General features: G+C 63.0%; 11 protein-coding genes. 6 read left to right on the top strand and 5 right to left on the bottom strand.

Annotation, left to right across the window (positions count from 1 at the left end):
- The first annotated feature begins 42 nt into the window (after positions 1 to 42).
- Complete coding sequence (locus tag L0U84_RS07075) at positions 43 to 1,077, top strand: LLM class oxidoreductase (protein WP_442793980.1); 1,035 nt, start codon at positions 43 to 45, stop codon at positions 1,075 to 1,077.
- Positions 1,055 to 1,444 (top strand): nuclear transport factor 2 family protein, encoded by a 390-nt coding sequence (locus tag L0U84_RS07070; protein WP_233848817.1) that lies wholly within the window; start codon positions 1,055 to 1,057, stop codon positions 1,442 to 1,444. Before L0U84_RS07075 ends, L0U84_RS07070 begins: the two co-directional genes overlap by 23 nt.
- Before the next feature lie 134 nt (positions 1,445 to 1,578).
- Here L0U84_RS07070 and L0U84_RS07065 read toward each other — a convergent pair whose 3' ends face one another.
- From L0U84_RS07065 to L0U84_RS07045, 5 genes are all read right to left on the bottom strand, one after another.
- Positions 1,579 to 3,096, bottom strand: coding sequence for a CoA-acylating methylmalonate-semialdehyde dehydrogenase (locus tag L0U84_RS07065; RefSeq protein ID WP_233848816.1), 1,518 nt, complete (start codon positions 3,094 to 3,096; stop codon positions 1,579 to 1,581).
- Between the two features lie 268 nt (positions 3,097 to 3,364).
- A complete protein-coding gene (locus tag L0U84_RS07060) occupies positions 3,365 to 8,875 on the bottom strand; it encodes a trifunctional serine/threonine-protein kinase/ATP-binding protein/sensor histidine kinase (RefSeq protein ID WP_233848815.1) in 5,511 nt (1,836 codons plus the stop codon).
- 126 nt (positions 8,876 to 9,001) lie between these two features.
- Positions 9,002 to 10,525 carry an efflux transporter outer membrane subunit gene (locus tag L0U84_RS07055; protein WP_233848812.1) on the bottom strand — a complete coding sequence of 508 codons (1,524 nt, stop codon included), beginning with the start codon at positions 10,523 to 10,525 and terminating at the stop codon, positions 9,002 to 9,004.
- Positions 10,522 to 11,610 carry an HlyD family secretion protein gene (locus tag L0U84_RS07050; protein WP_233848811.1) on the bottom strand — a complete coding sequence of 363 codons (1,089 nt, stop codon included), beginning with the start codon at positions 11,608 to 11,610 and terminating at the stop codon, positions 10,522 to 10,524. The genes L0U84_RS07055 and L0U84_RS07050 overlap by 4 nt, the downstream gene beginning before the upstream one ends.
- A gap of 11 nt (positions 11,611 to 11,621) precedes the next feature.
- Positions 11,622 to 13,247, bottom strand: coding sequence for an MFS transporter (locus tag L0U84_RS07045; RefSeq protein WP_233848803.1), 1,626 nt, complete (start codon positions 13,245 to 13,247; stop codon positions 11,622 to 11,624).
- A gap of 409 nt (positions 13,248 to 13,656) precedes the next feature.
- Here L0U84_RS07045 and L0U84_RS07040 point away from each other — a divergent pair, with 409 nt between their 5' ends.
- From L0U84_RS07040 to L0U84_RS07025, 4 genes are all read left to right on the top strand, one after another.
- The gene (locus L0U84_RS07040) at positions 13,657 to 14,694 is read left to right on the top strand and encodes a LysR family transcriptional regulator (protein ID WP_233848802.1); all 1,038 of its coding nucleotides are present in this window, start codon (positions 13,657 to 13,659) and stop codon (positions 14,692 to 14,694) included.
- Between the two features lie 188 nt (positions 14,695 to 14,882).
- Complete coding sequence (locus L0U84_RS07035; RefSeq protein ID WP_233848800.1) at positions 14,883 to 15,593, top strand: SDR family NAD(P)-dependent oxidoreductase; 711 nt, start codon at positions 14,883 to 14,885, stop codon at positions 15,591 to 15,593.
- Positions 15,594 to 15,682: 89 nt separating this feature from the next.
- The gene (locus L0U84_RS07030) at positions 15,683 to 15,916 is read left to right on the top strand and encodes a tautomerase family protein (RefSeq protein WP_018442101.1); all 234 of its coding nucleotides are present in this window, start codon (positions 15,683 to 15,685) and stop codon (positions 15,914 to 15,916) included.
- Positions 15,917 to 16,002: 86 nt separating this feature from the next.
- Positions 16,003 to 16,500 (top strand): DUF3331 domain-containing protein, encoded by a 498-nt coding sequence (locus L0U84_RS07025; RefSeq protein ID WP_233848798.1) that lies wholly within the window; start codon positions 16,003 to 16,005, stop codon positions 16,498 to 16,500.
- Positions 16,501 to 16,562: the final 62 nt, after the last annotated feature.

The following is a 16,562-nucleotide window of genomic DNA, read 5'->3' as shown; positions in this document are numbered from 1 at the left end:
GTAGCCTTGGCTCGCAATAGGGAAAACGCAAGGCGAAACGCAATGGATATGTCAGCCATCACCGCAATCAAGGCTTCCGCGCCCATCGAACCCGCGCTTTCGGAGCAGCCCGCGTGGCGCCGCGTGTTTCGCGAGGGCGCGCTCACGGTGGGACTCATCCTGCCGCTCGAAACGCATCCGGACTCGCCCTTCCCGAGCATGCGCGATCATGTCGCCATGGCGCAGCGCGCCGAGTCGATGGGCGTGGCCGCGCTGTGGATGCGCGACATCCCGTTCTACGACCCCGCCTATGGCGACGCCGGCCAGATTTTCGAACCGCTGGTGTATATCGCGAGCCTCGCGGCGGTGACGAGCGAGATCGCGCTCGGCACGACAGGCATCGTCTTGCCGATGCGCGACCCGCTCATGCTGGCCAAGCAGGTGAATTCGCTCGACCGGTTGACGAATGGAAGGCTGCTGTTAGGCATGTCGTCGGGAGATCGGCCCTCTGAGTATCCGGTCTTCGGCATCGACTTCGATACGCGCGGCGAGCGGTTTCGCGACGCCTTCCAGACCTATCGCACGGTCAGCGAGCAGCCCTTTCCGGTGTTCTCCTCGCCCCGCTTCGGCAAATCGGACGGCACGCTCGACATGCTGCCCAAGCCGCCGTACGGACGCACCCCGGCGATTGCGGTTGGGCGGGCGCAGCAGAGTCTTGAATGGATCGCGGCGCATATGGACGGTTATCTCGGCTTCGTGCCCGGGCCCGATGCGCTTGATGCATTCGTGCGCGGCTGGAACGAGCGGGTCGCTCAGTCGATGGGCCGCGCAGCCTTCAAGCCGATCGCGTTTGGCGGCTACCTCTATCTGCACCCGAGGCCTGACTACCCGTTCCGCGCCATCAAGGGCGGATTCGCCATCGGCAGCCGCTCGCTCAGATACTTTCTCGAGCAGGCACGGGAAGCGGGCGTCGGCCACGTCGCGCTGAATCCGAAAGTCACGCCGCGCCCGTTTGCCGACGTATTGGACGAATTGCACAGCGAAGTGCTACCGTACTTTATCCCGGAGGTTTCTCATGGAACACGCGAACATACGTGAAGCGCTGGATGCGCACTGGCAAGCGTCGGCGGACGGCGATCTCGAAGCCGAACATGACATCTACGCCGACGACGCCATCTGCGACTATCCCCAATCGGGTGAACGCATCCACGGGCGCAGGAATTTGCAGGCCCTTCGCGGACATCATCCCGACAGGCCGTCCGGCTTCGAAGTCAGACGAATGCAGGGCGAAGGCAATCTCTGGGTGACCGAGTACACCATCGCGTACCAGGGGCGATCTGCTTTCACCGTGAGCATCATGAGATTCCATGACGGCAAGGTCGTGCACGAAACTCAATATTTCTCGGATCCCTTTGAGGCGCCTGATTGGCGCAGCCAATGGGTTCAGAAGATCACACCCAGTTAGCCGCTAGCCAACCTGGCTTTAGCCTCTCGACGCCTGCCAATGGCCCAGGGGTGCACGCGTACAAAAGCGAGTGATAGCCGGCCATGCCCGGCCGGCCAACTTCGAGCGCGCGGCGTATTCACGCCGCGCTTCGCTTACTTCGACGCGGGCATGGCGAATTCCGCGCCCTTGTCGATGCTGTCCGGCCAGCGCTGCGTCACGCTCTTGTAGCGCGTGTAGAAGCGCACGGCTTCCTCGCCGTAGGCGTGATGATCGCCGAACAGCGAGCGCTTCCAGCCTCCGAACGAATGCCACGCCGACGGCACCGGACTCGGCACGTTGATGCCCACCATGCCGATTTGAATCTTCCTCGTGAACGTGCGCGCCGCTGCGCCATCCGCTGTAAACAGGGTGACGCAATTGCCCAGTTCGTGCGCATTGACAAGTTCAATTGCACTGGCGAGATCCGGGACGCGCACCACCGAAAGCACCGGCCCGAAGATCTCTTCCCGGTAGATTTTCATATCCGGCTGCACGTTGTCGAACAGCGAGCCGGCGAGGAAGAAGCCCTCTTCGTGCCCCGCCACGGTATGGCCGCGGCCGTCCACGACGAGCTTCGCGCCAGCCTCGACGCCCGCATCGATATAACCCCGCACCTTGGTGCTATGCGCGGCGCTGATGAGCGGCCCCATGTCCAGATCGGGCTCCATGCCCGAACCGATGCGCAGCGCGCGCACGCGCGTGGCGAGACGCTCGACCAGTTCGTCGCCGATGCGCCCTACCGCCACCGCGACCGAAGTCGCCATGCACCGTTCGCCCGCTGAGCCGTACGCCGAGTTGATCAGCGCATCGACGGCTTGATCGAGATTCGCGTCGGGCATCACGACGAGATGATTCTTCGCGCTGCCCAGCGCCTGCACGCGCTTGCCGCGTTTGGCGCCCTCCGCGTAGATATATTCGGCCACCGGCGTGGAGGCGACGACGGACATCGCTGCTACGTCGGGATGCTGAATCAGCGCATCGACGGTGCCCTTGTCGCCATTCACCACGTTGAAAACACCTTTGGGAAAACCCGCCTCGATGAAGAGTTCCGCCAGCCGGATCGACGACGACGGCGTGCGCTCCGAAGGCTTGAGGATGAATGTATTGCCGGTCGCGGCGGCCATGACGAACATCCAGCACGGCACCACCACCGGAAAATTGAACGGTGTGACGCCCGCAATCACGCCCAGGGGCTGACGCAAATTCCAGCTGTCGACGCCGCTGCTGCTTTGATCGGTGAAATCGGTCTTGAGCAGGTTCGGAATGCCGCACGCGAATTCGACGATTTCGATGCCGCGCATCACCTCGCCCCTGGCGTCCGAAAGCAGCTTGCCGTGGTCGCGTGTAATGAGTTCGGCGATTTCGTCCAGGTGTGCCTCCAGCAGCTCCTTGAACTTGAACATCAAGCGTGCGCGCTTGAGCGGCGGGGTTTCGCTCCAGGCCCCAAACGCGGTCTTTGCGGCCGCGACAGCGGCGGCAACTTCAGTGGTATTGGCAACCGGCACGCGCGCCGAAACGCGGCCTTGGGCCGGATCGTAGACGTCGTTGAATCGGCCGCTCACGCCAGCGGTATATTGACCGTCGATGAAATGTTTCAGTTGGCGCACCGCGCCCTGGTTTGCTTCGCTCATACGTCCATCCTTTACAGGTCCAGCGCTGCGCATGGATCGAAAGGAGTCCGCATTGCAGCGCGCATCAAGTCAAGTGGCCGGGCATCTCCATGCCTGCCCGCCGGGATCGACAGTCATTGACCACCGACGAGAAGAGTCTACGTTTTACGGCTGCCGGCTGAGGCGCTAGCTGCGACGGTTTCGGGACATTCCCGGCTCGTTTCCGGCCAGGGCGACCGGGCGGGAAGTCTCCGCTATCCGAAGAGTCGAATGGCTCGGCGATGCGGCGCTAAACACGGGCTGGCAGCGAGGCGTTGCCTTGTGCGGGAAGCGTGAAATGAAAGCGGGCGCCAACGGGGTCGTTCGGTGTCACCCATAAGCGCCCGCCGTGGCTTTGCACGATCGAGCGGCAAATGGGCAACCCCATGCCAAGACCGTCGGACTTGGTGGTGAAAAAAGCCTCGAATACGCCCTCCGGATTGCCGGCGTCGAGTCCCGGCCCGGAATCCTGCACGGTAATGCAAAGTTCGCTTTCGTCGGTCCTGTGCGTGCGGATCAGTAGCGTGCGCTCGCCGGTTTTCATTTCGCTCATCGCTTCGAGGGCGTTGATCATCAGATTGAGCATGACCTGCTGCAGTTGCACCCGGTCGCCCTGAACGCGCGGCAACCCCTCGGCAAGCTCCACCGTGAGTTCAACCCTGGACTTGCCGGCTTCGCCGCGCACGAGCGCGATCAGTTCCCGAATCATGTCGTTGACATCGAGCCCATCCGTGCGCATCGGCTCTTTCTTGAAGTAAGCGCGGGTCCTGTCGACAATGCCATTGGCGCGCTCGCTATCCGCCACGATCCGGGTCAGCGCGAGACGCGCTTCGTCGAAATTCGGCGGGCGGGCCGCGAGCCAGCGCAAGGCCGCGCTCGCATACGCCGCGATCGCGGTGATCGGCTGCTTCACTTCATGCGCGATCGACGCCGATAGCTGACCCATCGTCGCCACGCGGTTCGAATGCGCCAGCACCGTCTGCAGTTCGCGGTAGCGTCGTTCGCTGTCGCGCACATCCTGTTGCGCGCGCTTCTGCCCGCTCAGGTCCAGGATGAACGCGACGCCCTGCCCCTCGCGGTCGCCGAATGCCGCCGCGCCAACCATGACGGACACCCGGCTGCCGTCCTTGCGAAAATATTCCTTCTCGAAGGGTTTGGCGCTACCGGTGGCCGTCAATTCGGCCCTCACATGTTCATCGCGTTCGTGCCATTCCGGCGGAGTGAGGTCCGGCCAGCGAATCTGCCCGGATCGGAGGTCTTCGGCGGTGTAACCCACGATGCGCAGAAACGCATCATTGGCGTCGACGACATTGCCTTCGAAGTCCCAGATGTGGATGCCGATGATATTGGAATCCACCAGACGCCGCACCTTTGCTTCGCGTTCCTGAAGATCGGCATACAGGCGAGTGTTCTCCAGAGAAATGGCGGCCTGCGACGCGAGCAAATCGAGCAGTGCGGAGCGGCGTGCGGTGAACACGTGCGAAGTCTCGGTGTTCTCCAGATACAGCAGCCCAGTGAGTTTTCCCTGTCTGACGAGCGGCAGGCAGAAGACGGACCGCGTGGCCCCGCTCGCCAGATACCCGTCTTCAGGAAAAAGACCGGATGTCACGGCATCGTCGATGATGACGCGCTTGCCCGTGTGCATGACGTAACGCAGCAGCGCGGCGGGTGTCGCGCAGCCGCTATCCGGCAAACGCTTCACCTCGAGCCCGTTGCCGTCGATACGCGCTTGCGCCTCGACGCGGTAGCCGTCTGGCTGCTCGGGCACGATCAGCAGACCACGGTCGGCGCCTGCGGTTTCCAGCGCGATCGTCATCAGGCGCTCGACCAGGCTCTTCAGTTCGATCTCGCTGGAGAGCGCGTGGGATGCCTTGAGCAGCGTTGCGGCGTCGAACTGGCGCCAATCGAAGCTGAGCGTCGAGCTCAGCGTGCTGCCTTCCAGATCGGCCAGGCGCGGGAATTCGCTGTCGAGTTGCACGATCTTGCTTTGCGCGCCCCAAGCGACGAAGCACCGGCGCGCATTGCGCAAATGGCCTTCGGCGCTGGTCGCGAGGCCCATGCGCAAGTAGAAGCGGCCAGCAAGTTCGCTGGCCACGCCTTCGTGATGCGCAAAGCCATTCTCGCGGGCGGAGCGAATGGCCTGCTCGTACAGGCGCATCGCGTCGAGATCGCGCCCCTCCAGACGCGCGAGTTCCGCGCCGAGCAACGCATGGCGGTTCTGATAGTTCTCCGGACAATGTCCGGCCCAGATTTCAAACTTATCGAGTGCCTCGGCTAGCGTGCGCTTGTAAATCCTCTGCTGCTCGGCGGAGGACTCAGGATAAAGCGCCGTCAACGTCAGCATATGAAAAAAGTGAAAGGTCGGTTCGATCGCCAGCGCCATCACCGAACTCAGTACTGCCTGTGCCTGCTGCGCGGCCTTCAGCGCATCGGCGTAACGGCCTTCGAGAAACGCGAGAATGACTTTGATGATTCGATAGACGCCAATGGCACAACCGAAATTCGACTTGATGATCGCCTCGAAACAGACGGTTTCGTCGAAGGTCTCGTCATTCAGATCGAAAGGTTTGGCGGTCCCGCCCCGCAGACTGATGACGCATTGCCGTTCAACCCGAATCAGTTCGTAGACCGCGTCGTTGTGGCTCTGCCGCATGAGCGCCGCGTACTTTTCGGCTATCGCCTGCACGTCTGCGAGCGCGGCCCCGCTCTCGAGCGCCTGCCAAACCGCGTTGAACGCCACGTTGCCGGCAAAAACGAAATCGCCAGCTTCCATACATTCGGCTGTCGCCCGTTCCAGCACCGGGAGATTCTCGGCGATGTGGCGGCGCCAGAAATTGACGTGAGCGCCATACAGGTGCAGCAGTTTCCCATTGAGGTGCCGATTGTCGAACTTCTCATTGAGCTTCAGCGACATCTCCGAAACCTGAACCGCCGTGGGAATATCGCCGATCAGCGAAACCAGCATGAGCGCGTAATTGCCGAACGCAAAACTGGAGTTGTCGGTATTGCCGTGCTGCAAGGACAGATTGACCGCCTTGAGCGTGATGAGCGGATAGAACGCGGGCCGCGCCGCAAAAGCGCAGTTCATCGCCTGCAGGAGAAGATTGACGATCGCGTGGATCGCAGGGTCCGTCGCCACCGGCGCCTCAACCAGTTCGCCGGTGGAGCGGCCGGCCTGATTGACGCGAACGTCGTGCAGGGCGGTTTGGAACGCCGCCTGAATCTCCTCGTCGGTTTCAGGAAAGCAGACACCGAAGCCGCGAAGCGCGACGAGCGCGACCGCGAAGCTTTCGTCATATCTTCCGGCTAGCTGATACAACTCGATGCGCAAGCTGTAAATCTTTGCGCGGTCAAGACTGGAGTGCGCCGCGGCGAGCATCATGTCCGCCAGGGCATCCGCTTTTGCAAAATCGCCCACCAGATATTCGCACTCCGCAAACGCGAGATAGAGTTCGAACGTGCTCTCGTAGCGCCGCGTCCACGCATCGGGCGACAGCAACGCCACGGCTTGCGCCAGATAGCCGCGCGCGGCCACGTGGGCCGTCGAACGCATGGCCCGCCTGCCCGCGATGAGGTTCAAGGCAACGGCCTGCTCACGCTCCGTTTCGTCCGCGATCAGCGCCGCGCCGCGATTGAGATGATTGACGATATCGAAAATCGCATCCTCGAGTGCGTCCGGCGGCGTGCGCGACACCAGCGCACGGCCTATGCGCAGTTGCGCGGCGGCACGCTCGTCGGCGGGAATGAGCGCGTACGCTGCCTCCTGCACCCGATCGTGCGCGAATACATAGACATTGGCCTCGCGAAACACCAGGCCCGCTCGCACGGCTTCCCACAGGTCAGCGTGCATCTTCTCTTCGGAGCCGCCTTGAACCCAGGTCAGCGCGGCGACTTCGGCAACATTGCCCAGGCACGCCAACTGGCCTAATGCGTCGCGCGCGGCGGGCGGTAGCCGGCTCAACTTGGTCGCCATCAGATCGGCGACGTTCTCGGTGTAGCCTTTCGCGCGAATGCGCGGCAGTTCCCAACGCCACTTCGCGGCGCGCGGGTCGAATGTGAGCAGGTCTTCATCGGCGAGCGCGGTCAGAAACTGGATCGTGAAGAACGGATTGCCGCCGCTCTTCTCATGCGCCAGTTGCGCGAGCGGTGCGGCGTTCGTGCGGTCACAGTGAAGCGCATCCGCCACGAGTTGCGCCACGCTGTCCCTCGTGAGCGGTGTGAGCTCGATTTGCTGCACTCTGCCTTCGGCCCGGGCAATCGACTCGAGCGTGCGGGCAAATGGGTGCGAAGCGTCGACCTCATTGTCCCGATAGGCGCCGACCAGCAGAACGTGCCGCACGTCCGGATGCGTGGCGAGATGCGCGAGCAGATCGAGCGTCGCCGTATCCACCCATTGCAGATCGTCGATAAACAAGGCGAGCGGATGCTCTGGCCGCGCAAATACGCCGAGAAAACGTCGAAATACGATCTGGAAGCGATTTTGCGCGTCTTGAGGCGGCAGCGTCGGTGCGGCCGGCTGCTCACCGATGATGAGCGCTAGCTCGGGGATCAGATTCACGATGAGCTGCCCGTTGGGCCCGAGCGCTTCCATCAGTGCGCGCCGCCACGGCTCGACCTCGGCTTCCCGCTTGCTCAGCAGGTTGCGCACGAGGCTCTGGAAGGCTTGCGCGAAAGGCACGTACGGAATGCCGCGCCGGTACTGGTCGAACTTGCCGGACGCGAAGAGACCGCGCGGCGGGACCAACACCCTGTGCAGCTCGTTCACGACCGACGACTTGCCGATGCCCGGATAGCCCGAGATCAGCACCAGTTCGACCGACCCGCTGCCCACCACGCGATCGAACGCGGTGGTCAGTGCCTCGATTTGCGCCTCACGCCCGTACAGCTTCTCGGGAATCAGCAACTGGTCGGACGCGTCGTGCTCCCCCAGCGGGAATGGGTCGATGCGATGCTGCGCTTCCCATGCCGTGAGGCATGAGCGCAGATCGGCCTCCAATCCAGCCGCAGTCTGATACCGGTCCTCGGCGGCCTTCGCGAGCAGCTTCAGCACGATGCCCTCGAGCGCCTGCGGAATCGCGTCGCGCAGCGCCCGGGGCGGCGTGGGCTTGCGCGCGATATGGCAATGAATCCACTCCATCGCGTCCGAGGCCTTGAACGGCAGCGACCCGGTGAGCATTTCGTACAGCGTGACGCCGAACGAATAGAGATCGCTGCGCGTGTCGATTGAACGGTTCATGCGGCCGGTCTGCTCAGGCGCCATATACGCGAAGCTTCCGGCAACGATCTCGGGCGGCGCGGGCGGCTGATGTTCGTGCGGCAGTTGCGAAGCAATGCCGAAGCCGGTGAGCCGCACGTTGGCGCTGCTGTCGACGAGCACGTTCGCCGGCTTGATGTCTTTGTGAACGAGGCCGCATCGATGCACGTGGCCCACCACCTTCGCCAGATTGACCGCGATGCGCAACAGGCGCGCGAGTTCGAACGGGCCCGCAAGCGAGCGATCGAGCGGCTCGCCGCCGTCGTCGTCGAGCACGAGCATGGGCGGCTCTCTGTGCCGGTAGAACGCGAGAGGCCGCGCCGCCCAGCTCGAATCGAGCAGCGCGGCGAACCCGTATTCGCGCTCGAGGCGCTTCACGCCCGCCAGGTCCGCACGCGTGGCGACCAGCGCGAGCACCGAGACGGGATGGCTGGGTTTGCGGGCGCGATACAGTGAAAAATCGCCGTCGTCGCGCAGCGGCTCCAGCTCATATCCGGCGAGATCCACGGCCCACGCTCCTGTCATGATGCGATTTTCATTCGCACATGATTTTGCGCGCGCGCCCGTCTTTGCGCCATCGCCGGCGCAGCGAAGTCATCGATTGCCCTGAACAATGGCCATTCGAGCTATGGATTACCCGCCATAAGTCGACTCCCATCCCCCTCCCAGCGCTTTACAAAGCGTAATGAGATTCGTGGCCGCCGTGGCTCTGCTTTGTTCGAGATTGCTTTGTGCTTCGAGCAACTGCTTCTGCACGTTCAATACGTCGAGATAATCGAGCGCCCCGGCCTTGTACCGCTCCCGCGCAACGGAGAGCGCGCGCTCGTTCATGGTCACGGCCTGCGCCAGCCGGTCGCGGCGGCGCTGTTCGGCGTCGTAGGTGACGAGCGCGTCGTCCACCTCCTGCCACGCGCGCAGCACTGTCTGCTTGTAGGCAATCGCAGCCTCCTGTTGTTGCGCCTCACGCAACTGCAGCGTTCCTTTCAGGCGACCGCCTTCGAAGATGGGAAACGTAATGGAAGGGCCTACGACGAACTGCCCGGACGCCCAACTGGCCAGACTCGAGAGTTGGAGACTCTGAAAGCCCGCACTTCCGTTGAGCATGATGCGCGGATAAAAATCGGCCTTCGCCACGCCGATCGACGCCGTCGCCGCGTGCAATTGGGCTTCCGCCCTGCGGATATCCGGCCGGCGTTGCACGAGTTCGGAAGGAAAACCGATCGGGACCTGCGCGGGCAGCACGGGCACCTCCTGCGCTGCAGCGAGCGTCTGCCGCAGCGCGCCGGGCTCTTCACCGAGCAACAGGCCGATCGCATTGATCGTCGTTTCGGCGTGTGATTCGAGCGTGGGAAGCAGGCTTTCGATGTTCTCCACCTGCGCCGAAGCGTTCGAGACATCGAGATCCGTGGTGACGCCTTCATGCGCGCGCACCTGCGTGAGCTTCAGCGCGTCGTGGGCGATGTCCAGGTTTTGATGCGCGATCCGCAGCAGATCCTGTGTGCCACGCAGGTCGATATAGTCTCGCGCAAGCTCCGCGCGAGCGCTCAGCAAGACCGCGTTCCGGTCCTCGTAAGAGGCATCGGAAAGCGCCGTCGCCTCTTCCACGGTGCGTCGCACGTGGCCCCAGATATCGACCTCCCAGGAGGCGTCGAAGCCGGCCTGATACAAATTATAGGCAGGCGAACCCTTGGAGCCCGGCATGGCCGCCACGCCGAGAGGCGCGCTGCCGGAGGCCGACAGCGGCTGAGTTTGCGACGGCGTCACGCCGAGCAGCGAGAGAATGCCGTTCTCACTGCCGCGCTCGCGGTAGTACGATGCGGCGCCGTCGAGGGTCGGATATTCGGCTGCGCCCGCCACGCGGCGTTCGGCCCGGCTCTGCAGCAGGCGCGCGGAGGCGGCCGCCACGTCCAGGTTGGCATCGGCGAGTTGCTTTTCCAAACCGTTCAACACCGGATCGTTGAAGAGCGTCCACCACTCCGAACCGAACTGGCCTTCCACGGCTTTGCTCGGCGCCTGCGCCGTCTGCGTGCGATTGAAGACCTCCGGCGTAGGCGACTTTGGCGGTTCGAAGTTGGGACCCACCGTGCAACCCGTTATTGCCAGGCACGCGAGAACCGTAAGGAGGATCGCGCGCAGAGAATCTTTGCTCGGGTTCATTTTCTTTCCGCTCCTTGGGCCGTCGCTTCCGCGCCCCGGCCAAGGGCCACTTCGGCTTCCACCGAGAGCCCGACGCTCAATGCCGCTGCGGCAGACTGCCCTGGATCGATCGTGATCTTGACTGGCACGCGCTGCACCACCTTCGTAAAGTTGCCCGTTGCGTTGTCGGGTGCGATCGGCGCGAAGCTCACGCCGGTCGCCGGCGCCAGACTGTCGATGTGGCCGTGAATGACCACGTCGGGAAGGCTGTCGACCGTCACGCGCACGCTTTCGCCGGGCCGCATATGGGTGATCTGGCTCTCCTGGAAGTTGGCGACGACATACGCATCCGAAAGCGGGACGATTGCCAGCACCGGGGCGCCGGGCGTCACGAATGCGCCGACCCGAGCCGACCGGCGTCCCACCTTGCCGTCGACGGGAGCGCGGATTTCCGTGTAGGAGAGGTTGAGCTTGGCCTGTTCGAGCATCGCCTCCGCGTGTCGAAGCGCGCCGGCGGCCTTGTCACGCTCGGTGCGCAGGACGTCGAGATTCTGCTCGGTGGCCAACAGCACCGCCTGGTCGTGCGACTGCTGCGCAAGCTGCTCGGCGAGCGTGCTCGAAGCCTGTTGTTGCTCCTGCGTGGTCCCCGCGCCCGCTACGGAAAGGTTCTGGTAGCGCGCAGCGTTGGCCCGGGCGAAGCCGATCGCCGCGTCGTCGGAGCGCAGCGTGGCGCGCGCCTGATTGACGAGCGAGGGTTGGCGCGCGATCTCCGCCTCGAAGTTCGCCACCGACGCCTTCGCGCCCACCACCTCCGCCTCGGCGCTCATCAACGCGGCGTGATAGTCGCGGTCGTCGATTCGCACCAGCAGCTGACCCGCCTTCACGTCCTCGTTGTCGTTCACCAGTACGTCCGCGATCTGTCCCGCGACGCGCGGCGCGACGAGCGTGAAATCCGCGGTGACGTAGGCGTCGTTGGTGGATTCCGAACTGGAGTGAGACAGGAGCTTCGTGCCGGCCCACGCAGCGACGCCGGCGACGACGACGATCGCCGCAATACGAAGCCATTTCAATCTGGACGGTGTGGGAGTGGGTTTGGTCGATGACATGAAAACGTACCTCATTTCGAAGCGGGCGGCGTAGTGCTCCACGGCGGATAGATACGCACCGGCAGCACGGGAACAAGAAGAAGCAGAGCGAGCGCAACGCACGCCATCACCCGATAGAGATCGGCGGAAGTCAGCACGACGGCCTGCTCGTGAATACGGTGCGCGAGTTGCCCCAGCGCGTAGGATGTGTCGAGGCCCGGGCCTGCCACCAGCGCGCGGTTTCCGAGCTGGTCGACGAGCATGCTCGAATGGAAATGCTCGCGCGCGGTGCCCACACCCTCGATCAGACCCGTCGCCAGTGCGGCGGAGAACGTCTTGACCGTATTGAACATCGCCGAAGCGAACGGGCCTTCCGTCGGGGGCAACCCCGTCGTTACGCCCATCAGGATCGACATGATCACCAGGGGCTGCGCGATGATCTGCAGCGCCTGCAGCAAATAGAAGTTGTCGCGAATCCACTCGGACGTCATGAAGCTGCCGAGCGCGCACGTCGTGAACATCAGCGACAGACCCGTCGCGATCACCCAGCGATGATCGGCGCGCCGCGTATTCAATAAAGCGGCGCTCAAAGGCAGCGTAATCAGCAACGGAATAGCAAGCAACAGTGAGAGCGGCGCCGTCTGCAGCGGCCGGTACGCGTGAACTTTGGCGAGAAATTGCCCGGGTATCGCCGCGACGCCCACCAGCAGGATCACGGTGCCGAGCAAGGTCGAGAGTCCATGCGTGAAATTTCTGCGTTCGAGCAACTGGAGCTTGAAAAACGGCACGGGCCGAAACCATTCGTTGACGAGGAAGACAACGAGCAACAAGCCACCGCCGTAGAACATCACGCGGATGAATTCCGATTCGAACCAGTCGAGACGGTCTCCTTGCAAAAACCCGGTCACGAGCATCGCAAACGCGGGGAAGCCCGTCATCAATCCGATCCAGTTGAACGTACGAAAGCGTTCGAGCTTGACCGGATCGGCGGGAAGCCCCTGCTGAATCGCGATGCAGCACAGCACGCCGAGCGGAATGATTTGCCAGAACGCCATGCGCCAGCTCACGAACTCCGTCCACAACGCGGCGAGCGGTGTGCCGAGCGCCGGCCCGAAGGTCGCCGTGAGCGCATAGCCGGCGAGCCCGTACAGCTTGAATTTGGGCGGCAGATAACGCAGCGCCACGATGATCAGCATCGGCGGCAGACACCCGCCCGCGATTCCCTGGAAGATACGCAAGACATAGAGCGTGGCCAGATTCGGCGCGAACGGGCACAGCAATCCGAAGAACATGGTGGCCAGCACGGCGCCGATCGTGAAGCGCTTGAGCGTAAAGGTGATGCCGAACCAGGGTGCGAATACCATCGTCGCGACGTTGGCGGCTTCGAAGAGCGAAGTCAGCCATGTCCCGTCGTCATGGCCGATCAAGAACGCGCCCTGGATATCGGCCATCGCCGCCGCGGTCACCTGTTCGTTGAGGATGGCCAGCAGCGAAGCGAACAACATGCCGAGCAAGCCCACGACAATGCGCCCCGTAAACTCCACTTGCGCGGGGGCAGGCTGCGCCGGTGGCGCAGCTTCGCGCACAGGGCCTGGCTCCGGCGTCCGCAGGGCCGTTGCCGCTTCCGTTCCAGTCGTCGAAGGGTTCGCAGTCGTCATGGGGATCGGCAACTTCTCTGGTTTCGTTAGCTGTACTGTTTGATGTGGCTATTTCACTGTGAGGCAATTCGGTGCCCTGCGTCCTCACGCGATGCGATGACCACACCATCGGTTTCGCCGCGCATTGTTGCCGTTCACTGAGGCCTTTATTGTCCGGGATGAACCCAATTCCTTAAAGTCCTGGCTGGTCTGATTTTGGGCCATCTAGTACGAGATTTTTGCCAGGCCGTCCGGTCATGACCCGGCAGCGAGTGTGCGCGGCGTCAACGCAAACCTCACTGATTGCGGATGGGTCATTTCTGCGCTGTTTTGAGCCAACCCTGATTTTGAGGCGATACCGGACGGGACACGATGCCTACAATCGCCCCATAGGCAAACAGGCCGCGGGTTGGTCGATTGGGAAGTCAAGATGGACAGATTACGTGAGATGGAGGTTTTTGTAGCCATCGTCGAACGCGGCAGCTTCAGTGCCGCATCCGAAAAATTCGGCATGTCGCGAGCGGCGGTTTCGCGGGCGGTCAACTCGCTCGAAACCCGCCTGGGCGCCCAGTTGCTCGCGCGTACGACCCGCTCGGTCCGGCCGACGGACGTGGGCGTCGCTTACCTCGACGCCTGCCGCAAGCTGCTGCATGGCATCAACGACGCGGAGTCGCATATCGCCGTGGATCCGGCGAACCCTGTGGGCACGCTCACGATTACCGCGCCGGTCCAGCTCGGCCAGCGCTTCATCTCTCCGCTCGTCAACGCCTACACGCTGCGCTATCCCAACGTCAGCGTGAACGCTGTTTACCTCGATCGTCCCACGCGCCTGCTCGAAGAAGGCGTGGATATCGCCATACGTATCGGTCATCTCGAAGATTCGTCGACATTCGCGGTGCGGTTGGGATCGGTGCGGCGGCAAACCTTCGCCTCCCCCGCTTATCTCGCCGGGCATGGAGAACCCATGCATCCGCGAGACCTGGTCAGCCACCATTGCATTTCCTTTACCGGAGTTTCCCAACCGCTCGAGTGGACCTTTTACGAAAATGACTCAAAGATTCCCGTACGGCTTCGGCCGCGCCTGATCGTCAATCTGGCGCCCGCCGCCATTTCGGCGGCGCAAGACGGCGTGGGTATCACGCAGTTACTGTCTTACCAGGCCGCAACCGAAGTGTCCTCCGGAAATCTGGTGCCCATTTTGCGGGCATACGAGCCCGAATCAACGCCGGTCAACCTGCTTCATGTCGAACGACGCGGGACGAGCGGAAAGATTCGCTCCTTCATGGCGTTCGTTACAGAAGCGCTGCGAAACAATGCGCATCTTCAATGTGCGAGCGGCGTGACGACCGAAGGCGAATGCACGCCAAGCGAGGGCGATGGTGAACTCGCAAGGCATTCCGAAGAGCCCGCCCAATATCTACAGCCGCTTATTCATTCACTCGACAACCCAGCCGTCATACCAAGGTGAAATAGGCGTCATTCGTATGACCTTATTCGCCGCGTGTCATCGCGCCCGGCTTGCTGCGATTTGTTCCTGTGACTCACAACTGTTTGTCCGCGTCCCGTATTCCAACCGGAGGCCCGGATGCGTAAATTGATCGCCACCGGAGCAGCAAGCCCGATCAGAAAGATAGTTCAACTTACTTCGAGGTTTATATGAGTCAATCCCCCAAAGTCGTCGTGATCACCGGCGCATCGCAAGGTATCGGCGCCGAAACGGCCAAGGCATTCCGCGCACTCGGCTACAAGGTGGTCGCGACGTCGCGCAACATCAAGCAGACTGACGACAGCGATCTCGTCGCAGTACCCGGCGATATCGCCGACCCGGCCACGGCTCGCCGTGTCATCGAAACGGCCGTCTCGCGCTTTGGCCGCGTCGATACGCTCATCAACAACGCCGGCATTTTCGTGGCGAAGCCGTTCACGCAATACACCGCGGAAGACTATGCGGCGATCAAGGGCATCAACCTCGACGGTTTCTTTCATATCACGCAGCTCGCCATCGCGGAGATGGAAAAGCACGAGAGCGGCCACGTCGTCACGATCACGACGACGCTCGTCGATCACGCGATCGACGGCGTGCCGTCGGTGCTGGCCTCGCTGAGCAAGGGCGGTCTCGCCGCCGCAACGCGCTCGCTGGCTATCGAGTACGCCAAGCGCGGCATCCGCGCCAACGCGGTGTCTCCCGGCATCATCAAGTCGCCGATGCACGCGCCAGAAACCCACGCGGCGCTCGGCGCGCTGCATCCGATGGGGCATATGGGCGAGATGAGCGACATCGTGAACGCCATCCTCTATCTCGACTCGGCGCCCTTCGTGACGGGCGAAATCCTCCACGTTGACGGCGGTCAGGTCGCCGGCCACTAAGGGGCGCCGCGCTCCACCGGCTCCACCGGGCCGACGGGGAGCGCCGCTCGCCGGCGCTCCTTGCAACGATCATCATCAAGGAAAGCGAAATGCCGATCGTCACAATTCAGGTTACGCGCGAGGGCACACGGCCCGGCACGGATTCCGTCACGGCGGAAGAAAAGGCCCAGCTCATCAAGGGTGTGAGCCAGCTCTTGCTCGACGTGCTGAACAAACCGCTGGAGGCGACTTTCGTCGTCATCGAAGAAGTGCCAACGGAAAACTGGGGATGGGGTGGCCTGCCTACCGACGTCTATCGACGCCAGAAGGGACTCATCAAGTAAGCGCGCGCGGCCCGCGCGGGGGCGGGCCGCGCGCGCCATTGCACCGGTTGCATCGTGGCGCTATCAATCTTCATCTGAGGCCTCGCATGAACACGGACGAAGTACTTCGAACACGGTCGCGCAATAGCCGCGCGAACGCGGCGGCAACGGCCGGCAATCAACACGCCTCACGCCCGGACCCATGGGAGCAGACACTCCTGCTACTCGACAGGCTTGGCGCGACGGACCCACGCGCACCGAGCCCGAATTCCACCGAACTGGCACCGGCTGCGCGCATCGCCGGGCCACATCGCAACGACGGAAGGTGCCGAAAAGGGGGCGACGCGACAATCGACGCACCGTGCGCTGCCGTCGTCACGCTCCTCGAGCGCCTCTCCCCGCGAACCGTTGTGTTGCGCTGGTGCTCCGCCTCGTGCCACTACGGCTATCAAATCTGGGTCTGCGCAAAGGCACGCCGGGCCGGCATGTGCGCGGTGAGCGGCAAAGCGATCCGTCGCGGCGATATCATCTACCGGCCCTCTACCCGAACGCCTGTCCTTCCCGTCAACTTGAACGCCATGATTCATCTTGCTGCTTTGGACTGATGGCGGTTCGGTAATCTGATTCGGCACGCCAAGGGCGTCGACCGGAATTCTCTGCAACCGGA

It is taken from the genome of Paraburkholderia sp. HD33-4, assembly GCF_021390635.1.
Taxonomy (GTDB): domain Bacteria; phylum Pseudomonadota; class Gammaproteobacteria; order Burkholderiales; family Burkholderiaceae; genus Paraburkholderia.
Note: the sequence above shows the minus strand (reverse complement) of the source record. Positions and strands in the feature narration are given on the sequence as shown.

Excerpts from the sequence above, each read along its gene's own strand:
- L0U84_RS07045 (WP_233848803.1), bottom strand. The coding sequence starts at position 13,247 with ATGACGACTGCGAACCCTTCGACGACTGGAACGGAAGCGGCAACGGCC.
- L0U84_RS07030 (WP_018442101.1), top strand. The coding sequence starts at position 15,683 with ATGCCGATCGTCACAATTCAGGTTACGCGCGAGGGCACACGGCCCGGC.
- L0U84_RS07070 (WP_233848817.1), top strand. The coding sequence starts at position 1,055 with ATGGAACACGCGAACATACGTGAAGCGCTGGATGCGCACTGGCAAGCG.
- L0U84_RS07050 (WP_233848811.1), bottom strand. The coding sequence starts at position 11,610 with ATGTCATCGACCAAACCCACTCCCACACCGTCCAGATTGAAATGGCTT.
- L0U84_RS07040 (WP_233848802.1), top strand. The coding sequence starts at position 13,657 with ATGGACAGATTACGTGAGATGGAGGTTTTTGTAGCCATCGTCGAACGC.
- L0U84_RS07055 (WP_233848812.1), bottom strand. The coding sequence starts at position 10,525 with ATGAACCCGAGCAAAGATTCTCTGCGCGCGATCCTCCTTACGGTTCTC.
- L0U84_RS07075 (WP_442793980.1), top strand. The coding sequence starts at position 43 with ATGGATATGTCAGCCATCACCGCAATCAAGGCTTCCGCGCCCATCGAA.
- L0U84_RS07065 (WP_233848816.1), bottom strand. The coding sequence starts at position 3,096 with ATGAGCGAAGCAAACCAGGGCGCGGTGCGCCAACTGAAACATTTCATC.
- L0U84_RS07025 (WP_233848798.1), top strand. The coding sequence starts at position 16,003 with ATGAACACGGACGAAGTACTTCGAACACGGTCGCGCAATAGCCGCGCG.
- L0U84_RS07035 (WP_233848800.1), top strand. The coding sequence starts at position 14,883 with ATGAGTCAATCCCCCAAAGTCGTCGTGATCACCGGCGCATCGCAAGGT.